This is a genomic window from Phytomonospora sp. NPDC050363 (assembly GCF_040655735.1).
Lineage (GTDB): Bacteria > Actinomycetota > Actinomycetes > Mycobacteriales > Micromonosporaceae > Phytomonospora.
Genome location: NZ_JBFAKK010000005.1, coordinates 238,647 through 253,970 on the forward strand (window position 1 = coordinate 238,647; position 15,324 = coordinate 253,970).

Consider the following 15,324-nt stretch of genomic DNA (forward strand, 5'->3'; position numbering starts at 1 on the left):
TACCCCCCGCCTGACGATCGAAACACACGTTCTTCGATGGGTGCTTCGCCCCTTGATCGACTTCGACTGGACAAGGCGCGGGTTTTCCGCTCAACTGAACGCGTGACCGAGTCCGTTGAACCATCAGGCGACGCCCTTGAGACGTTGTCGAACACCGTGGCCAAGCTGCGCAAAGAGCGCGACGGCCTACGACGTGCCATGCGTAACAGGGCCGTCATCGAGCAGGCGAAGGGAATCCTCTCCGAGCGTCTGTCGGTGAGCCCCGAGGACGCCTTCGCCCAGCTCATCGAGCTGTCCACGCACTCCAACGTCAAACTGGCCGAACTCGCCGCCGCGCTGGTCGCCGGGCGGACCCCGGGCCTCGACTCCGTCGACGCCCCCGAAGTCGCCGGAGCCGAGGTCCTCACGCGTTTCCCCCAGCCCACCAACGAGGTAAGCGGATACGCCGCCGACCTCGCCGAGAACCTCGCCGAGCCCACCGCCCGCCACCGTCTCCTCGCCGGTCGCATCGAGTCGGCGCTGACCTTCGACGAGATCGCCGAGGCGGTCGCCGCCTCCACCCTCGGCTGGCCCACCCCCGCCACCGCCGTACTGATGCTCCTCGACGTCGACGGCGCCCTCCGCCTCGCCGGAGCCAGCGGCCTCCCGACCGAGGCCCGCAGCCAGTGGTCGCGCGTACCGCCCATCGAGGGCCTGCCCATGGTCGAGGCCGTCCGCCTCCGCCGTGCGGTACTGATCACAGACCCTGAGACGCTGCGCACCGAATTCCCCACCACGGTGGCGCCCAACTCCACACAGGGACTCGTCGCGCTTCCCCTCATCGCCGACGGCAGCGTCCTGGGCGTGCTCGAACTGTTCTGGGAGCAGAAGGTCACCCTCGACGACGACGGCTACACCTATCTACTGGGACTTGCCGGACCCGTCTCGCAGCGCTGCGCCCACCTCGCGGCCATCGACGTCTTCGGCGGCCGCGACGACGAGGCCGGCGGCAACGCCTCGGTCCTCCCGCTCGTCCTCGACGCGCTCGCCGAGCCCGTGGTGCTCCTCGCGCCCATCTACGGAGACGACGACCAGATCGTCGACTTCCAGGTCCAGGCCTCCAGCGGTCCCGCCCGCGACCTCGCCGCGGGCGAGGATCTCGGCGACTCGGCCGGCAGCCTCATCACCTTCCTTCCCCGCCTGGGCAGCCAGCGGCTCGTCCCGTGGCTCACCGAGGTCGCCGAGAGCGGCGAGCAGCGCGTCCTCAAGGGCGTATACGTCGACGCGGCGATCGAGGGGACCCGGGGCACCTACTCCGTCGACCTGCACGCCACCCGCCTGTGGGACCGCGTGCTGGTGACCGGCAAGGTCCACCAGGACTCCGACCTCCTCTACGACCAGCTGCTGCTGTCGGAGGAGGCCACCGGCACCGGCTCCTTCCGCTGGGACCTCAACACCGGGCAGACGCTGTGGTCGCCGGGCATGTACCGGCTCGTCGGCCGTGATCCCGGGCAGGGACCGCTGCCGACCGCCGAGGTCGGCGAGCTCATCGACCCGGCCGACCTGCAGGCCCTTGTCGCCGAGATCGACGAGACGCTCGTCAAGGGCCTGCCCCTCAGCGTCCAGGTTCGCGGGGCGGGTCCGGTCAAGGGGCGGCACTTCCTGCTGGAGGTGGTCGCGATCCAGGAGGACGGCGCGCTGGTCTGCGTGACCGGCACCTGCCTGGACATCACCGACTCCAGCGCCCTGGCCGCCCGCCTGAAGAAGAGTCAGGGCGACGTCGCCGCCGGGCAGGTGCAGCTGGACTCGCGCGACAGCCTCCTCGACGTCCTGTCGGCGCCGGCGGCCCGGCTCGACCTGCCCGGGTTCGCCATCCGGGGCCTGATCACCGGCCCGGCCACGCCGGTCCTGAACTGCTGGTACGACAACGTCGAGCTCCCCGACGGCCGGGTACTGCTCATCGTCGGCGAGGTGCACGGCGCCGACGCCGCCGCGGCCTGCCAGCGGCTGCGGCACGCCGCGGTCGCCTACGGGCTGGCCGGGCTGACCCCCGGCGCGCTGCTCACCGCGCTGAACACGCTGTCGGCGCGGCTCGAGTCGGGCCGGACCGCCGCGATCACCGTCGTGGTCGTCGACGCCGCCGCCAAGACCGCCGCGTGGGCCGCGGCCGGTCAGGGCGCCCTGATCCGCTGCTCCGCCGGCGCCGCCGGGCAGGTCATCCCGGGCGCGCTGGGGCTGCCGGTCGGGTCGGCGGACGGGCTCGTCTACAACGACAACGAGGCCGCGCTGCGGACCGGCGACCGGCTCGTCCTGTTCACCGACGGCGTCATCAACGGCGACGGCGTCAACCCCGCCGTCGCGCTCGGTGCCCTGCTGTCCTGCGAGCACTCCGAGCCGGCCGAAATTCTCGACGACCTGCGCGAGCGGTCCGGCGCCGGCCGCGGCAGGGAACTCTGCCTGGTCGCCGGGGTGGTGACCGAATAGCAAGGCGGAGACCGGCCCGAACCGGGCCGGTCTCCGCGGCCCCTTTCCGGGGACGCCGCAGGGGCTCGGACGGCATCATGGGTGGATGCCACTGCCGATTGAGCAATACGCGCTGCTCGGGGACCTGACCACCGCCGCACTGGTCGGGCTTGACGGCTCGATCGACTGGTTGTGCCTGCCCCGCTTCGACTCCGGCGCGGTCTTCGCCGCCATCCTCGGCGACGCCGAGAACGGCCGCTGGAAGATCGCGCCCACCGACGAGCGCGCCACCGCGCGCCGCCGCTACGTCGGGGCCTCGCTGGTCCTGGAGACCGAGTTCAGCACCCCCGACGGCAAGGTCCGGATCACCGACTTCATGCCCCCGCGCGACCGCCGGGCCGACCTCTTCCGCCGTGTCGAGGGCATCGAGGGCGACGTCGAGATGGGCCAGGAGTTCGTGCTGCGCTTCGACTACGGCCGAGTTCGGCCGTGGGTGCGGCGGGTGCACGACCACGAGGGCCGCGAGGCGATCAGCGCCGTCGCCGGACCCGACGCGATCTGCCTGCGCGGCGACGTCCTCCCCGACGCCGTCGACCACCGGCACTCGGGCACCTTCACCGTCCGCAAGGGACAGGTCCTCGACTTCTCGTTGACCTGGTACCCCTCGCACCAAAGGCTTCCACGCTGCCACGACACCGACGAGCGGCTGTCGGCGACCATGGGTTACTGGCACGCGTGGGCCGAACGCTGTAGCTACAACGGGCCCTACCACGACGTCGTGCTGCGCTCCCTGCTGACGCTCAAGGCCCTGACCTTCGCCGAGACCGGCGGGATGGTCGCCGCGCCGACGACGTCGCTGCCCGAACAGGTCGGCGGACCGCGCAACTGGGACTACCGCTTCTGCTGGCTGCGCGACGCGGCCCTGTCGCTGCAATCCCTGCTGGACACCGGATTCCGCGACGAGGCCCGCGCCTGGCGGGCGTGGCTGCTGCGCACCGTCGCCGGTGACCCCGAGGACCTGCAGATCATGTACGGCATCGGCGGCGAGCGGCGCCTTTCGGAGTGGACCGCCGACTGGCTGCCCGGCTACTTCGGCTCCGCACCGGTGCGCATCGGCAACGCCGCCCACGGACAGGTCCAGTTCGACGTCTACGGCGAGGTCATGGACGCCCTCGCCGTCGCGCGCGACCGGGGCCTCCACGAGGACGACTTCTCCTGGCCGCTCCAGGCGACCCTCATCGACAGCCTCGCCGATCGCTGGCACCAGCCCGACAGCGGGATCTGGGAGATGCGCGGCGAGCCGCGCCGCTTCACGCACTCCCGGGTCATGAGCTGGGTCGCCTTCGACCGGGCGGTGAAGGCCTGCGAGAAGCACAAACTGCCCGGCAACCTCGAACACTGGCGCAAGGTCCGCGCCGAGATCCACGCCGAGGTGCTCGCCAAGGGCTTCGACCCCGAACTCAACACCTTCACCCAGTACTACGGATCGAAGACCGTCGACGCGTCCCTCCTCAAGATCGGCACGGTGGGCTTCCTGCCCAAGGACGACCCGCGCGTGCTCGGAACCATCGCCGCCGTCGACCAGGAACTGCGGCAGGGTCCGCTCGTGTGGCGCTACCTCACCAACGCCATCACGGCCGAAGGGGCGGTCGACGGACTGCCGCCCGGCGAGGGCGCCTTCCTCGCGTGCAGCTTCTGGCTCGTGCAGGCGCTCGCCGAGGGCGGCCGCCGAGAGGAGGCCGTCGAGCTCTTCGAGGAACTGCTCGGCCTCGCCAGCGACCTGGGCCTGTTCGCCGAGGAGTACGACCCGCACATCTCGCGCCAGGTCGGCAACTTCCCGCAGGCCTTCAGCCACCTCACCCTCGTGCACGCGGCGCTCGCGCTCGGAGGCCGCCAAGACCAGGAGTGACGGTTCAGCTTTCCGGGGAGTCCCTTCGGGCCGACGTGCGGCGGATCCGCGGGGCGGCGCGCCTCACCCGCGTGCCGCCAGACGCGCCGCCGCGCACAGCAGCTCGTCGAGTTCCCCGTCGCCGATCGGCGGCACCGACAGCAGGTGGAAGACCAGCAGCAGCTCCAGCCGCGAGACCGCCTCGGCCGTGACGGGCTCGGCGAATCCCTCGGCGCGGCCGAGGGCGGTCGCGACCAGTACCGCGGCGGCCCGGGTCTCGAAGACCTCGCCGGCGGGGTCCAGATGGGCCCTGACCTCGGTGACCAGACCGGCGACGAGGTGCGGCTCGGTGCCCTCGGGGAACCTGCGCGCCACCGAGAGGTAGAACAGCGCCGCGAGGTAGCGGCCGCGTCCGCGCCCGGTGCCGCGCAGTTCCATGTCGGCGACCAGGCGCCGCCCTTCGTGGAAGCGGCCGCGGACGAGCAGCCGTGCCAGGGTCTGGAATTCGTCGTACGCTGTCATGATCGACCACCCGAATCCGAGGGGACCGCCGCGGCGAGGGACGTGGGCAGACCCATTCTCCGGTCGCCGAAACGGTCATTCGGGCACGGCGTCGGCGATCGGACAAGCCGCGAAGTGCCTTTCGGCGGCCGAGCAGGCGTAATGAGTCGGAAATCGGTCAGTAGACGACTCTTCTCGCACCAAGACCGCTCATTCGGGCGTGCTCTCAGTTATGAACACTGTGCAGCGGCTTTCTCACGCCGAAGAGTTCGCCGAGGCCGTGCGGACGGAATGGGCGCCGGTCGGGTCACGATCGGTTAATTGCGGCCACTTGTGTAGACAAGTTCGCTGGTCAGGGGTGTTCCCGTCCCGGTGAATCTCAAGCGTGAGTGTCAACTTGACGACCGCCAATTCCCATTCGGCGTGCTGAAGTTGGGTCCAATCGCAACCGCCGCCGGGTGGCAGAGCACCACCCGGCCGGATAACTAGGAGCACACCGTCCAATGAAGACTCCAGCGACCGGCCGCCCGAGGACGGTCGAGGATCGAATCATCGATCACGATGCCGGACACATTCACGCACCCAACCCGGATGGTCTCTGCAAGGACGACGGACTGCCCTACCCCTGCCCGATCGTCAGGGCCGTGGCGGCGGGGGCCGTGCCGCCGCGAGCCCCGGCGGAGCGGGGCTAGCCCCTCCCCTCCTGAAGGGTCCACGGCTGGTGGGGCCGTGGACCCTTTCTCCGTGTTCGGCGTTTACCGCGCTCGGGTCCCCCCGTCGGGTGATAGTGAAGGTCGGTGCCGGTTTCGCACCGGTCCTCACGGGGTATCCCCACGGTCACCGGAGGGAGCGCATCATGACCGACACGGCGGGCCGAGCGCCCGCGGCGGAAGCATCGACAGCCGAGCTGGTCCGCCGCGCCACAGAGCAGATGTCCCACCTGATACGTGACGAACTGGCGCTCGCGCGCGCCGAGATGGCCCATAAAGGGCGCTCGGCCGGGCTGGGCATAGGCCTGTTCGGCGGCGGTGGGCTGCTCGCCCTCTACGGCCTCGGCGTCCTTCTCGCCGCGGCGGTCCTGGCACTGGCGCTGGTGATGCCGGCGTGGCTGGCGGCGCTCCTGGTGGGTGTCGCCGTGCTGGTCGTCGCCGGGATTCTGGCCCTCGTCGGCCGGTCGCGCGTGAAGGAGGCCGTCCCGCTCAAACCGACCGAGACGGCCGAGAGCGTGCAGGCCGACATCGACGAGATCAAGGAGAGGAGCGGCAGATGAGCTTCGAGGATCCCTCGATCCGTCGTGCGACCGTGGCGAAACCCGAACCGGAGACGCCACCGGACATCGACGACATCAGGGCCGACATCGCCGTCACGCGCGCCGAGCTCGGCGACACCGTCGAGGCCCTCACCGCGAAGCTGGACGTGAAGGCTCGCGCGGGCAAGGCGCTCCACGAAGTACGCGAGTCCATCGAGGACCGTGCGGCCACCGGTGTGCGAGTACTGCACGACATTCCCGCGGCGGCCCTCGTCGTCGCGTTGGGGGCGGCCGTCGCGGTCGGCCTCATGATCTGGCGTGGACTTGGAGGTAAACGGTGAAGAAGCTGCTGTACAAGCCTTTCGGCCTAGTGGCCGGCGTCGCCGGGGGTATGGTCGCCGGCTGGGCCTTCAAGCAGCTGTGGAAGCTGTCGACCGGCGACGACGACACCCCCGACGTCACCGACGCCGACAAAGGCTGGGGCGAGATCCTCACCGCGGCCGCCCTGCAGGGCGCCATCTTCGCGATCGTGAAGGCCACCATCGACCGCGGTGGGGCCGTCGGCGTCCGGAAGTTGTCGGGCCGCTGAGGGGAGGGCGGGGATGAAGCTGTGGGGGGTCGTCAAGCGGACGGTCAAAGAGTTCGGAAACGACAACCTCACCGACTGGGCGGCCGCGCTCACCTATTACGGCGTGCTGTCGATCTTCCCGGGCATGCTGGTCATGGTGTCGATCTTCGGAATGCTCGGCCAGTCGGCGACACAGCCGCTCATCGACGAACTGGGCGCCATCGCCCCCGGACCCGCGCGCGACCTGCTCACGCAAGGAGCGCACGGGCTTCAGGGTTCCGGTGGCGCCTCCGTCGTGTTCATCGTCGGTCTGGCGACGGCCCTGTGGGCCGCGTCGGGTTACGTGGGCGCCTTCATCCGGGCGTCGAACGTGGTCTACGACGTGCCCGAGGGAAGGCCGTTCTGGAAGACCAAGCCGCTCCAGTTGCTGCTGACGGTGATCGTCGGCGTGCTGCTGGCGATCTGCGCGCTGATGGTCGTGTTCACCGGTCCGGCCGCCGAGTGGGTCGGCGGACAGCTGGGCTTCGGCGGGACGGCCGTTTCGGTGTGGAACATCGCGAAATGGCCGGCGCTGGTTCTGCTGGTGTCGCTGGTGTTCGGGCTGCTGTACTGGGCCGCGCCGAACGCCCGGACCGGCCGCTTCCGCCTGATCTCGGCGGGCAGCCTGCTGGCCGTGGTGATCTGGATCGTGGCCTCGGCGGGATTCGGTGTGTACGCGGCGAACTTCGGGTCCTACGACAAGACCTACGGGACGCTCGGCGGCGTCATCGTGTTCTTCGTCTGGTTGTGGATCTCGAACATCGCCGTGCTGCTGGGCCTGGAGTTCGACGCCGAACTGCGCAGGGCCAAGGCCGTCGACGAGGGCCTGCGGCCCAAGGACGCCGAGCCCTTCGTGGAGCTGCGCGACGAGTCGAAGCTCGACGACGGCGAGAAGGCGGCGGTGGCGGGGGTGTCGTACGGCGACGAGGACCGAGACGCGCGGGGACGAGACGAGCAAGGCCGGACCGGCCACCGCATCGAGCGCCAGGTCGACCGCCAGGCGGACGGTCGCGGTGAGGGCCATCACGACACGCCGGGCGCGACGGCGGCGCGGCGCGGGGAGTAGCTGGGATCGTGGAGCCCTGGGCATTTTGATGCGGAGGGGTGCGACGTGTGGAGACGGCCGGGGTGGGTCGCCGCCCTGCTGGCTTTAGTGACCGCCACCCCGGCCGTCGTCTTGGCGGCCGGGGTGAGGCAATGGTGGTGGCTGGGGTCGGCCGCCGCGTTGGCGGCGCTGGCGACGGTCCCGGCCGCGCTGGCCCTTGAGCGGGCGAAGCGCGCGTCCGAGCGCCGGGAGCCGCGGGAACGAGAGCCGTTTCGGGCCCCGCTGGTGTCGGACATGAAGGAACCGGTGCTGTTGGGTGTCCACCCCGCGCGGCCGCACCCGGCCGGGCCCCCGCCCTACATCCCGCGCGACTTCGACGGCGAACTCCGCGCGGCCTTGGCCGAAGGCGGCTTCGTCCTCCTGACCGGCGACTCCACGGCGGGCAAGAGCCGCTCGGCCTACGAGGCCGTGCGGGCTGTCCTGCCCGGCCACCGCCTCATCGTGCCGGAGAATCCGGCCGCGCTTCCCGCCGCTCTGGCCGAGACGCGCCGCCACGACGCGGCCGTACTGTGGCTCGACGAGCTTCAGCGCTTCATCGGTGAGAACGGCCTGAGCGCCGCCCAGGTCGAGGAACTGCTGTCGGTCGAGGGACACCGTGCCGTCGTGGCGACCATCGGCGCCGGCCAGATGCAGGCACTGCGCGAGGCGCCGCTGCCGGAGTGGGAACCACGGGTGCTCCTCTCCCGCCCCCGCGAGATCGTGGTTGCCCGGGCGTTCAGCGCGGCGGAGCGGGCGCGTGCCGAGGCCCGGCGCGCCGACGAGCGGATCGCCGAGGCGCTCGACGCGCCGGACACCGGCGTCACCGAATACCTCGCCGCCGGTCCCGACGCGCTGCGACTGTGGCGCGGCGCGTGGGCCGAGGGGTGGCATCCCCGGGCGGCGGCACTGGTGGCCGCCGCCGTCGACTGCCGCCGGACCGGAAGTTTCCGGCTCGGTGTGCCGAGGCGGCTGGTCGAAGACCTGCACGCCGACTACCTGGCCTCGCGGGGTGGCGCGCGGTTGCGGCCGGAGAGCTTGGAGGAGGCCTGGGCCTGGCTCGCCGAGCCGGTCAAGTCGACCGCCTACCTGCTCTGGCGCGATCCGGCCGAGCCGGACGTGTGCCATCCCTTCGACTACCTCGTCGACGAGGCGCGGCGCACCCAGTCGCGGCTGAGCGACGATTTCTACCGCCGGATCATCGAGTACCCGCCACCGGTCCACCGGGCGGGTCTGGCCGTGGTCCTCACCGTCGAGCGCCGCCTGGAGCTGCTCGCGGAGGTCCTGCGCGGTTTCCGGGACCGGCACGAGGAACTCGGTGAGGGCACCTTCGCCCTGATGAGTCTGGTCGTGTGCATGTGGCTGGAAGAGCAGGGACGCGACGAGGAGTGCTACGACCTCGCCAACAGTGTGTGGACCGTCCTGGGGGACGAGAACGAGAAGACCGCCGTGATGCGCCTGGTCTCCAGAGTGCTGGCCTGCGGCGCCCTGAGCAGGTCGGGTCGCGAGGTGGCCCTCGGCCGACTGGCGCTCGAAGTGGTCCGGCACCCCCTCGCCGGCCGCTTCGGACTGACCCCGCCCCACGAATGAGGGGCCCGCGCCGGGCTACGCGCGGACCCCTCTCCTTACCGGTAAAGCCCTATCGCGGCTTCAAGCGGCGTCGACCGCGGCTCACCGGCACCGCCGCACCGGCTTGTCGCGCGTCACCAGCGCCGTCGTCCCGTAGGACCCGTCGAGCCACAGGGCCCGTCGCCCTTCGTCGGCGGTCACGCGGTACTGGAGACCGTCGGCGCAGGACATCCTCTTCGCCGCGCCGCCGTCGATGCCGATCTGGTAGACCTGCGGGACGGTCACGCCGGGCCAGTTCTCGTAGGTCACGGCCTCCTCGGTGGCGTCGTAGCCGCCGAGGAGCGGCCCCTCGGCCTCGTCGATCAGGGTGGTCACCCCGGTGCCGTCGAGGTTCATCCGCCAGATGCCGGCGGGGCCGCCGCGGACCTGGTCGACGCCGATGACGATGTGCTCGTCGGTGACCTTCGGCGCGTACAGGTCGGCGGAGGCCTCACCGGAGGCGTCGAGGATCTCCGGCAGGAGGGTCTCCTGGCCGGTGGCGAGGTCGCGTACGGCGATGTTGAGGTGCATGCGGCCGCCGTCGGTGCGGTCGGGCCAGTCGAGCAGGTAGTACAGCTTCCCGTCGCGGACCTCGCCGAACCCGCTGCGCATGTAGTACGTGTTGTCGACCATCTGCGCGCTGCCGGGAACGGCGGCGTTCATGTACCACTGCTTGGTGCCGGAGCGCGGATCGAAGGTGTTCCAGGAGATCCAGTCCCCGTGCACCGACAGCGCCGACGCGCCGCGCGTCGTCCACAGCACTTCCGCCGGGGCGGAGCCGTCGACGGGTGCGCGCATGATCTTGGCGTCGCTGGAGCCCCACGCGAACCAGACGGCCCACTGCCCGTCGGTGGCGGGCAGCACGTTGAAGCGGTCGCCCTCGGGCTCGGCGAGCTTGATCGGCTCGCCCTTGCCGTTGGTGCGGCCCGAGTAGAGCGCGTAGGGCCCGTCGCCGTCGATCTCGCCCTTCGGCGCGACCCACCAGCCGCCGGCCGCGGCCGGTCCGGTGCGCTCGGCGGTGATGTCCTCCATGAGGATCTTCGCGTCGCCGGAGCGCTGCTCCCAGCCGGTGATGATGCCGTGCTTGACGAACGCGGCGACGATCTTGGCCTGCGTCAGCAGCGACAGCCGCGAGTCGAAGGCGGCCTGGATGACGGCGTTGCGCCCGTCGACGAAGTCGTCGGTCGGCGTCATGTACTCGGTCAGCGCCTTGTAGATGAGCCGGTCGGCCTTCTCGCCGCCGATCGTCTCGCGGATGTCCCACAGGGCACCGGAGAAGATCGTCGAGTTGTAGTGCACGCCGCCGTTGTCGTACTCCCAGGTGAGGCCCTCGTAGTCGGCGGTGGTACGGCCGTCGTTGAGGTCGCGCAGGGCGCACTCGCGCGGGGTGGCGGTGCGGCACAGGTCCTCGCCGAGCAGCCCGGCGTCGGGGTGGCGCATGGAAGTGCCGGTGACGTCGACGTCGACGGCATTGCCGAAGTAGTCGGCGATCGCCTCGTTCATCGCACCCGACTGGTGGGCGTAGATCAGCCCGGCGGAGTGCTCGATGACGCCGTGGGTCATCTCGTGCCCGACGACGTCGAGGTCGGCCGAGAGGGTCTTGTACTCGGCGTCGCCGCCGCCGTAGACCATCTTCTGCCCGTCCCAGAAGGCGTTGACGAAGGGCTGACCCCAGGAGGTCACGCCCACCACCGACACCATGTCGGCGCCTTGGCCGTCGAGGCCGTCACGGCCGAGGCCCGCGTAGTAGTCGTAGACGTGGGCGGCGTTGGCGTGCGCGTCGACGGCGCCCGACTCGGTGGCCTCACCGTCGAAGTGCGCGGTCGGGCCGACGAAGACGGGCATGTCGGCGGGCATCCGGCCGAGCACGTCGTTGACGTCGTAGGCGCGGCCGTCGTAGGTGCTGATCGTCGAGCCGTGCGACTGGTCGACCATCTGGAACGTGCCGTCGTCGGCCTGCGTGAGTCCCAGCGGGACCTCGCTGCCGTCGGCCTTCACACCCGTGCCCTCGACGGGCGAGGAGAACTGGATCCCGTCGTAGGAGAACATCGGCCACGCGGTGTCGGCGTCGACGAAGACCTCCTTGACGACCGGCGTGCCCTCCTTGGGGTCCACTGTGGTCACGGTGACCTGGTAGGCGAGCCGGCCGGAGCCGTCGGGAACGATGACCAGGCCCTTCGACACACCGCTCACCGCGTCGATGCCGCCGCCGTCGAAGACGCCCTTCGACAGCTGCCCGGCGACGTAGCCGCGCGCCTGCTCGACCGCCGACTCGGCGCTCGCGGTCGCGACGGTGTCGACCGTCAGGTCGCTGTAGTAGCTCCCGTTGGCGCCCAGGACGGTCGTGTCGCCCCCATCGGGCCGCATGTGCACCAGGTACTGCGCGCCGAAGACCGGCACGCCCTGGTGGCTCTGAGCGAAGCGGACCGTCTCGGTCCCGTCGGCGGCGTAGGTCCCGATCGGGGTCAGTTCGGCGCCGTCGATGGCGAAGGTCGCCTGGTGCTCGCCCAGGTACTCCTTGGCGGCGGCGACCGGGTCGTCTGCCGAGACGGTCTTCTCGTCGCCGCTGACCTGAGCCGGCGTATCGGTTCCGGTGCCGGGCACGATCGCCGAGGGATCGACTCCGTCCTCGGCGTGTGCGGGCGTCGCCGTGAGCAGCGCGGCGGCGGCGCACGCGGCCGTCGTCATCGCCAGCAGGCGCACACGTGATCTGGACACGTGGTCTCCAATGGACTTGTGAGAGGGACCCGCGGGGACGGGTCGGGGCGCACTCATTCAAGGTGATCAATGACCGCATGATCAATACTTTCGGCTGCCCAGTTGTGGACATGAAGACTTGTGGGCGCGGCGATCGGTGCGCAGACTCGATCAAATGGAGAGCGAACATCCGCCAGCCGACTGGATCGGCCTCGATGACGGCGAGGCGGCCCTGTACCGGGCGATGCTCCGCGCCGGCGGTCCCCCGAGACCCGACGCCCTCGCCGCCGAACTCGACCGCACGCTACCCGACGTCCGCGCCGACGCCGATCGCCTGGCCGCCATGGGTTTCCTCACCGACCACGGCCCCGTCGCCCCTTCGGTGGCCCTGCGCGCGGTCCTCCACCGGCGCCTGGCAGGGCTGCACGAGCAGCGCGCCGAGCTCGAGGCCGCCGCCGCCCACGTCGACCACCTCGCCGCGGACTTCCTCGCGGCCGAACCGGGCGCGCTGCCCGTCGACGGCGTCGAACTGGTCGTCGGGCAGGTGGAGGTCGCCCGCCGCGCCTCCGAACTCGTCGCCACGGTCCGCGACGAACTGCTCGTCCTCGACGCCCCGCCCTACGCCCAGCTGGCGATGCCCGACCTGATGGCCGCTCCGTGCGAGCCTTTCAGCAGCGCCGCGAACTCCGACGTCGGGCAGGCCATCGCCCGCGGTGTGCAGATCCGGCGTGTCATGGACCAGGAGGCCCTCGACCTGCCCGGCCGGATGGCCTCGATCAGCGAACTCGTCGAACTCGGGCTGGCCGTGCGCGTCCATCGCGCGGTGCCGACCAAGCTGATGATCGCCGACCGCCGCACCGCCCTGCTCCCGCCGTCGCCCTCGGCGGACCCGTCGACGCAGGCCATCGTCGTCAACGACGGCCTGCTCCTCAACGCCCTCATCCCGCTGTTCGAGGCCCTCTGGGACGCCGCGATGCCGCTCGGCGGCGAGGTCGACGCGCCCAGTGAGGCCGACCGTGCCCTGCTCGCGCTGCTCGCCGGCGGCCTCAAGGACGAGGCCATCGCCCGCCAGCTCGACGTGCACGTCCACACCGCCCGCCGCCGCATCAGCGCCCTGCTGGCCAGGCTGGGCGTCACGACCCGCTTCCAGGCCGGCATGCAGGCCGCCCGCCGAGGCTGGCTCGCCGGGTTAGCGTGACCGTCACTCGCCGTCGGTCGCGCCCGAAGCGCGAAGAGCCGTGCGGCAGGCGCGCAGGAGTGCGAGGTCCTCTGGTACCTGCTCGCTGCTCCAGCCGTTGTCGGAGGAGTTGTGCCGCCGTTTGCGGGTGACTTCCGCCCGGAGTAGCGCACGGGCGGGCGCGGCCGCCGTACCCATGTCGGCGAGGCATTCGGCGATGTCCCGGCGCATGAACGGGCGGGCCGGCCACAACCCGCTCAGCAGCGGCAGCACGGCGTCGGCGTCGCCGGTCACCTTCCACAGTGCCACCGCGGCTCTCAGGCGCGGCCAGGGCCGCTCGGCGCGTCCGGAGCGCATCGCCTTGCGCAGCCGACCGGCGGCCTGCGCCGCGACGGGCCCCAGCTCGGCGATCACCGCGGCGGCCCCGCCGGACGGGTCCTCCGACAGGCTCCGCAGCAAGACCGGCAGTACGAGTCCGGGGTCGCCTCCCAGCCGCCACAGCGATCTCGCCGCGACGACCGCGGTCTGGCCCTCGCCGGTGTCGAGCACTCCGCGGACCACCGGCATCGCCGCGTCCGCCGCGCGGGGGCCGACGGCTCCCAGCGCGGTGAGGACCTGATGCTCGTGCGGTGGCAGCGCCAGCAACTCGTCGACCGCCCCCGCCGAGGCCTCGCCGATCCCGATGAGCGCCTGGACCAGCCCGCCGTCCTCCCACCGCTCGGCGCCCAGCTCACGCAGGCGCGTGCGGACGACCGGAACCAGCTCGGCCGCCTCGGCGCCGAAGCGCCCGATGAACGGGCCGATGTGGCGGACCGGCCGCCCGCTTTCGAGGACCCACCGCAGCGCCGGCAGCGCGCGCCGGTCCCGCAGCCTCGCGAGGGCGTACAGGAGCGGGCCCACGGTCGGCTCTCCGCCCTCCCAGAGCACGAGCCAGGGCAGCTTCGGGTCGGTGCGGTCGGACGCCGCCTCGCGCGGTGCCTCCGACAGGGCGGCGGCCAGCGCGTCGGCGGCCGGGGCGGCCAGGTCGCCGAGATCCTTCAGCGTCTCGGCGGCCTGCCCGCGCAGCCGTGGATGCTCGTCGGCCAGCTGCTCGCCGACGAGACCGACCAGCTCGTCGTAGTCGCCGCGCCAGTGCTGGAGGAGGCGCGATGACCGCAGCGCCGCGTCGTATCGCGTCTCCCAGGCCGGGCCGCCCAGCAGCGCGGTCAGCAGCCGCGTGCGGTCCTCGACCCGGTCGCCGAGGGCTTCGCTGAAGTCGTGCAGCAACGATGATGCCTGCGGACTGCGCCGGTCCGCCGCCTGCCTTTCGGCCTCTTCGCGCAACGCTCCGATCAGGGTGTCCGTGGAGAACCCGGCCGGGGCCGTGGGCGGCGTGTCGTGTGCGTAGATCTCACCGAAGGTCGCCAGCGCGGTCGCGACGATGTCCGGCGGCGGGGTGTCGGGGTTCTGGCGCGCGACGGCGGTCAGGGCCGTCAGGCGCAGTACCGGATCGGCCTGTCCGGCGGCCTGCTCGCCGAGCCAGCCGGGGCCGCCGAGCCGGCCCATGGCCGCGATGATCGCGGTCAGCACCTCCGGGTCGGTCTCGATCTCGAACCGCCGTCGCAGCGTCTCGGCGACCGGCTCGGCCCCCTGACCGCAGGCCGCCGACATGGCGACGGCGGCCCGCCGCACTCCCGCGTCAGGGTCGGTCAGCAGCCCGAGGTACAGGCGCCCGGCCCCGGTGACGGCACGGTGTGCCTGCTCGTACAGGGGATCGGTGTGCGGTTCATCGTCGACACCGCCGATGCTCGCGACCAGGTCCAGGACGTCCCCGCGACCGTCGATCGCGGTGTCCGCGGCGATGTCGAGCAGGAAGGGGATCGCCGCGACCGTGCACTCGTACACGTCGCCCTGGTGGTGGACGGCGCCGTACAGGCCGTCGAGGGCTTCCTCCCTGGTAGCGGGGTCGGAGCTGACGAGCCCTCGCAGCATCTCGGGAACGTCGTCGGCGGGACCGTAGGCGTGGGTGAGCGCGGACCAGTCGACCCGGTCGAGTTCGGCGAACATGAATGGGATTCTTGCTCAGTGCCCCGAC

Annotated in this window: 11 protein-coding genes; 8 read left to right on the forward strand and 3 right to left on the reverse strand. The window is 71.5% G+C overall.

What is annotated here, in order from left to right; genetic code table 11:
- The first annotated feature begins 102 nt into the window (after positions 1–102).
- A complete protein-coding gene (locus AB0I28_RS15690) occupies positions 103–2,463 on the forward strand; it encodes a SpoIIE family protein phosphatase (RefSeq protein WP_357493675.1) in 2,361 nt (786 codons plus the stop codon).
- A gap of 85 nt (positions 2,464–2,548) precedes the next feature.
- Positions 2,549–4,351 carry a glycoside hydrolase family 15 protein gene (locus AB0I28_RS15695; protein WP_357493677.1) on the forward strand — a complete coding sequence of 601 codons (1,803 nt, stop codon included), beginning with the start codon at positions 2,549–2,551 and terminating at the stop codon, positions 4,349–4,351.
- Between the two features lie 63 nt (positions 4,352–4,414).
- On the opposite strand, the gene AB0I28_RS15700 is transcribed toward AB0I28_RS15695, so the two are convergent.
- Positions 4,415–4,852 (reverse strand): hypothetical protein, encoded by a 438-nt coding sequence (locus AB0I28_RS15700; protein WP_357493679.1) that lies wholly within the window; start codon positions 4,850–4,852, stop codon positions 4,415–4,417.
- 835 nt (positions 4,853–5,687) lie between these two features.
- Between AB0I28_RS15700 and AB0I28_RS15705 the strand changes: the two genes are divergently transcribed.
- Genes AB0I28_RS15705 through AB0I28_RS15725 form a run of 5 tightly spaced genes read left to right on the forward strand, consistent with a single transcriptional unit; the run spans position 5,688 to position 9,358 of the window.
- Complete coding sequence (locus tag AB0I28_RS15705; RefSeq protein WP_357493681.1) at positions 5,688–6,101, forward strand: phage holin family protein; 414 nt, start codon at positions 5,688–5,690, stop codon at positions 6,099–6,101.
- Positions 6,098–6,421, forward strand: a complete 324-nt coding sequence (locus AB0I28_RS15710) for a DUF3618 domain-containing protein (protein ID WP_357493683.1) — start codon at positions 6,098–6,100, stop codon at positions 6,419–6,421. Before AB0I28_RS15705 ends, AB0I28_RS15710 begins: the two co-directional genes overlap by 4 nt.
- Complete coding sequence (locus AB0I28_RS15715; protein WP_357493684.1) at positions 6,418–6,669, forward strand: DUF4235 domain-containing protein; 252 nt, start codon at positions 6,418–6,420, stop codon at positions 6,667–6,669. Before AB0I28_RS15710 ends, AB0I28_RS15715 begins: the two co-directional genes overlap by 4 nt.
- A gap of 13 nt (positions 6,670–6,682) precedes the next feature.
- Positions 6,683–7,753, forward strand: a complete 1,071-nt coding sequence (locus AB0I28_RS15720; protein ID WP_357493686.1) for a YihY/virulence factor BrkB family protein — start codon at positions 6,683–6,685, stop codon at positions 7,751–7,753.
- A gap of 45 nt (positions 7,754–7,798) precedes the next feature.
- On the forward strand, positions 7,799–9,358 hold the full coding sequence (locus AB0I28_RS15725) for a hypothetical protein (RefSeq protein ID WP_357493688.1): 1,560 nt from the start codon (positions 7,799–7,801) through the stop codon (positions 9,356–9,358).
- A gap of 81 nt (positions 9,359–9,439) precedes the next feature.
- Here AB0I28_RS15725 and AB0I28_RS15730 read toward each other — a convergent pair whose 3' ends face one another.
- Positions 9,440–12,094 (reverse strand): M4 family metallopeptidase, encoded by a 2,655-nt coding sequence (locus AB0I28_RS15730; protein ID WP_357493690.1) that lies wholly within the window; start codon positions 12,092–12,094, stop codon positions 9,440–9,442.
- A gap of 154 nt (positions 12,095–12,248) precedes the next feature.
- Here AB0I28_RS15730 and AB0I28_RS15735 point away from each other — a divergent pair, with 154 nt between their 5' ends.
- Positions 12,249–13,271 (forward strand): hypothetical protein, encoded by a 1,023-nt coding sequence (locus AB0I28_RS15735; RefSeq protein ID WP_357493692.1) that lies wholly within the window; start codon positions 12,249–12,251, stop codon positions 13,269–13,271.
- A gap of 3 nt (positions 13,272–13,274) precedes the next feature.
- Here AB0I28_RS15735 and AB0I28_RS15740 read toward each other — a convergent pair whose 3' ends face one another.
- Positions 13,275–15,296 carry a hypothetical protein gene (locus AB0I28_RS15740; RefSeq protein WP_357493694.1) on the reverse strand — a complete coding sequence of 674 codons (2,022 nt, stop codon included), beginning with the start codon at positions 15,294–15,296 and terminating at the stop codon, positions 13,275–13,277.
- Between the last annotated feature and the right edge of the window lie 28 nt (positions 15,297–15,324).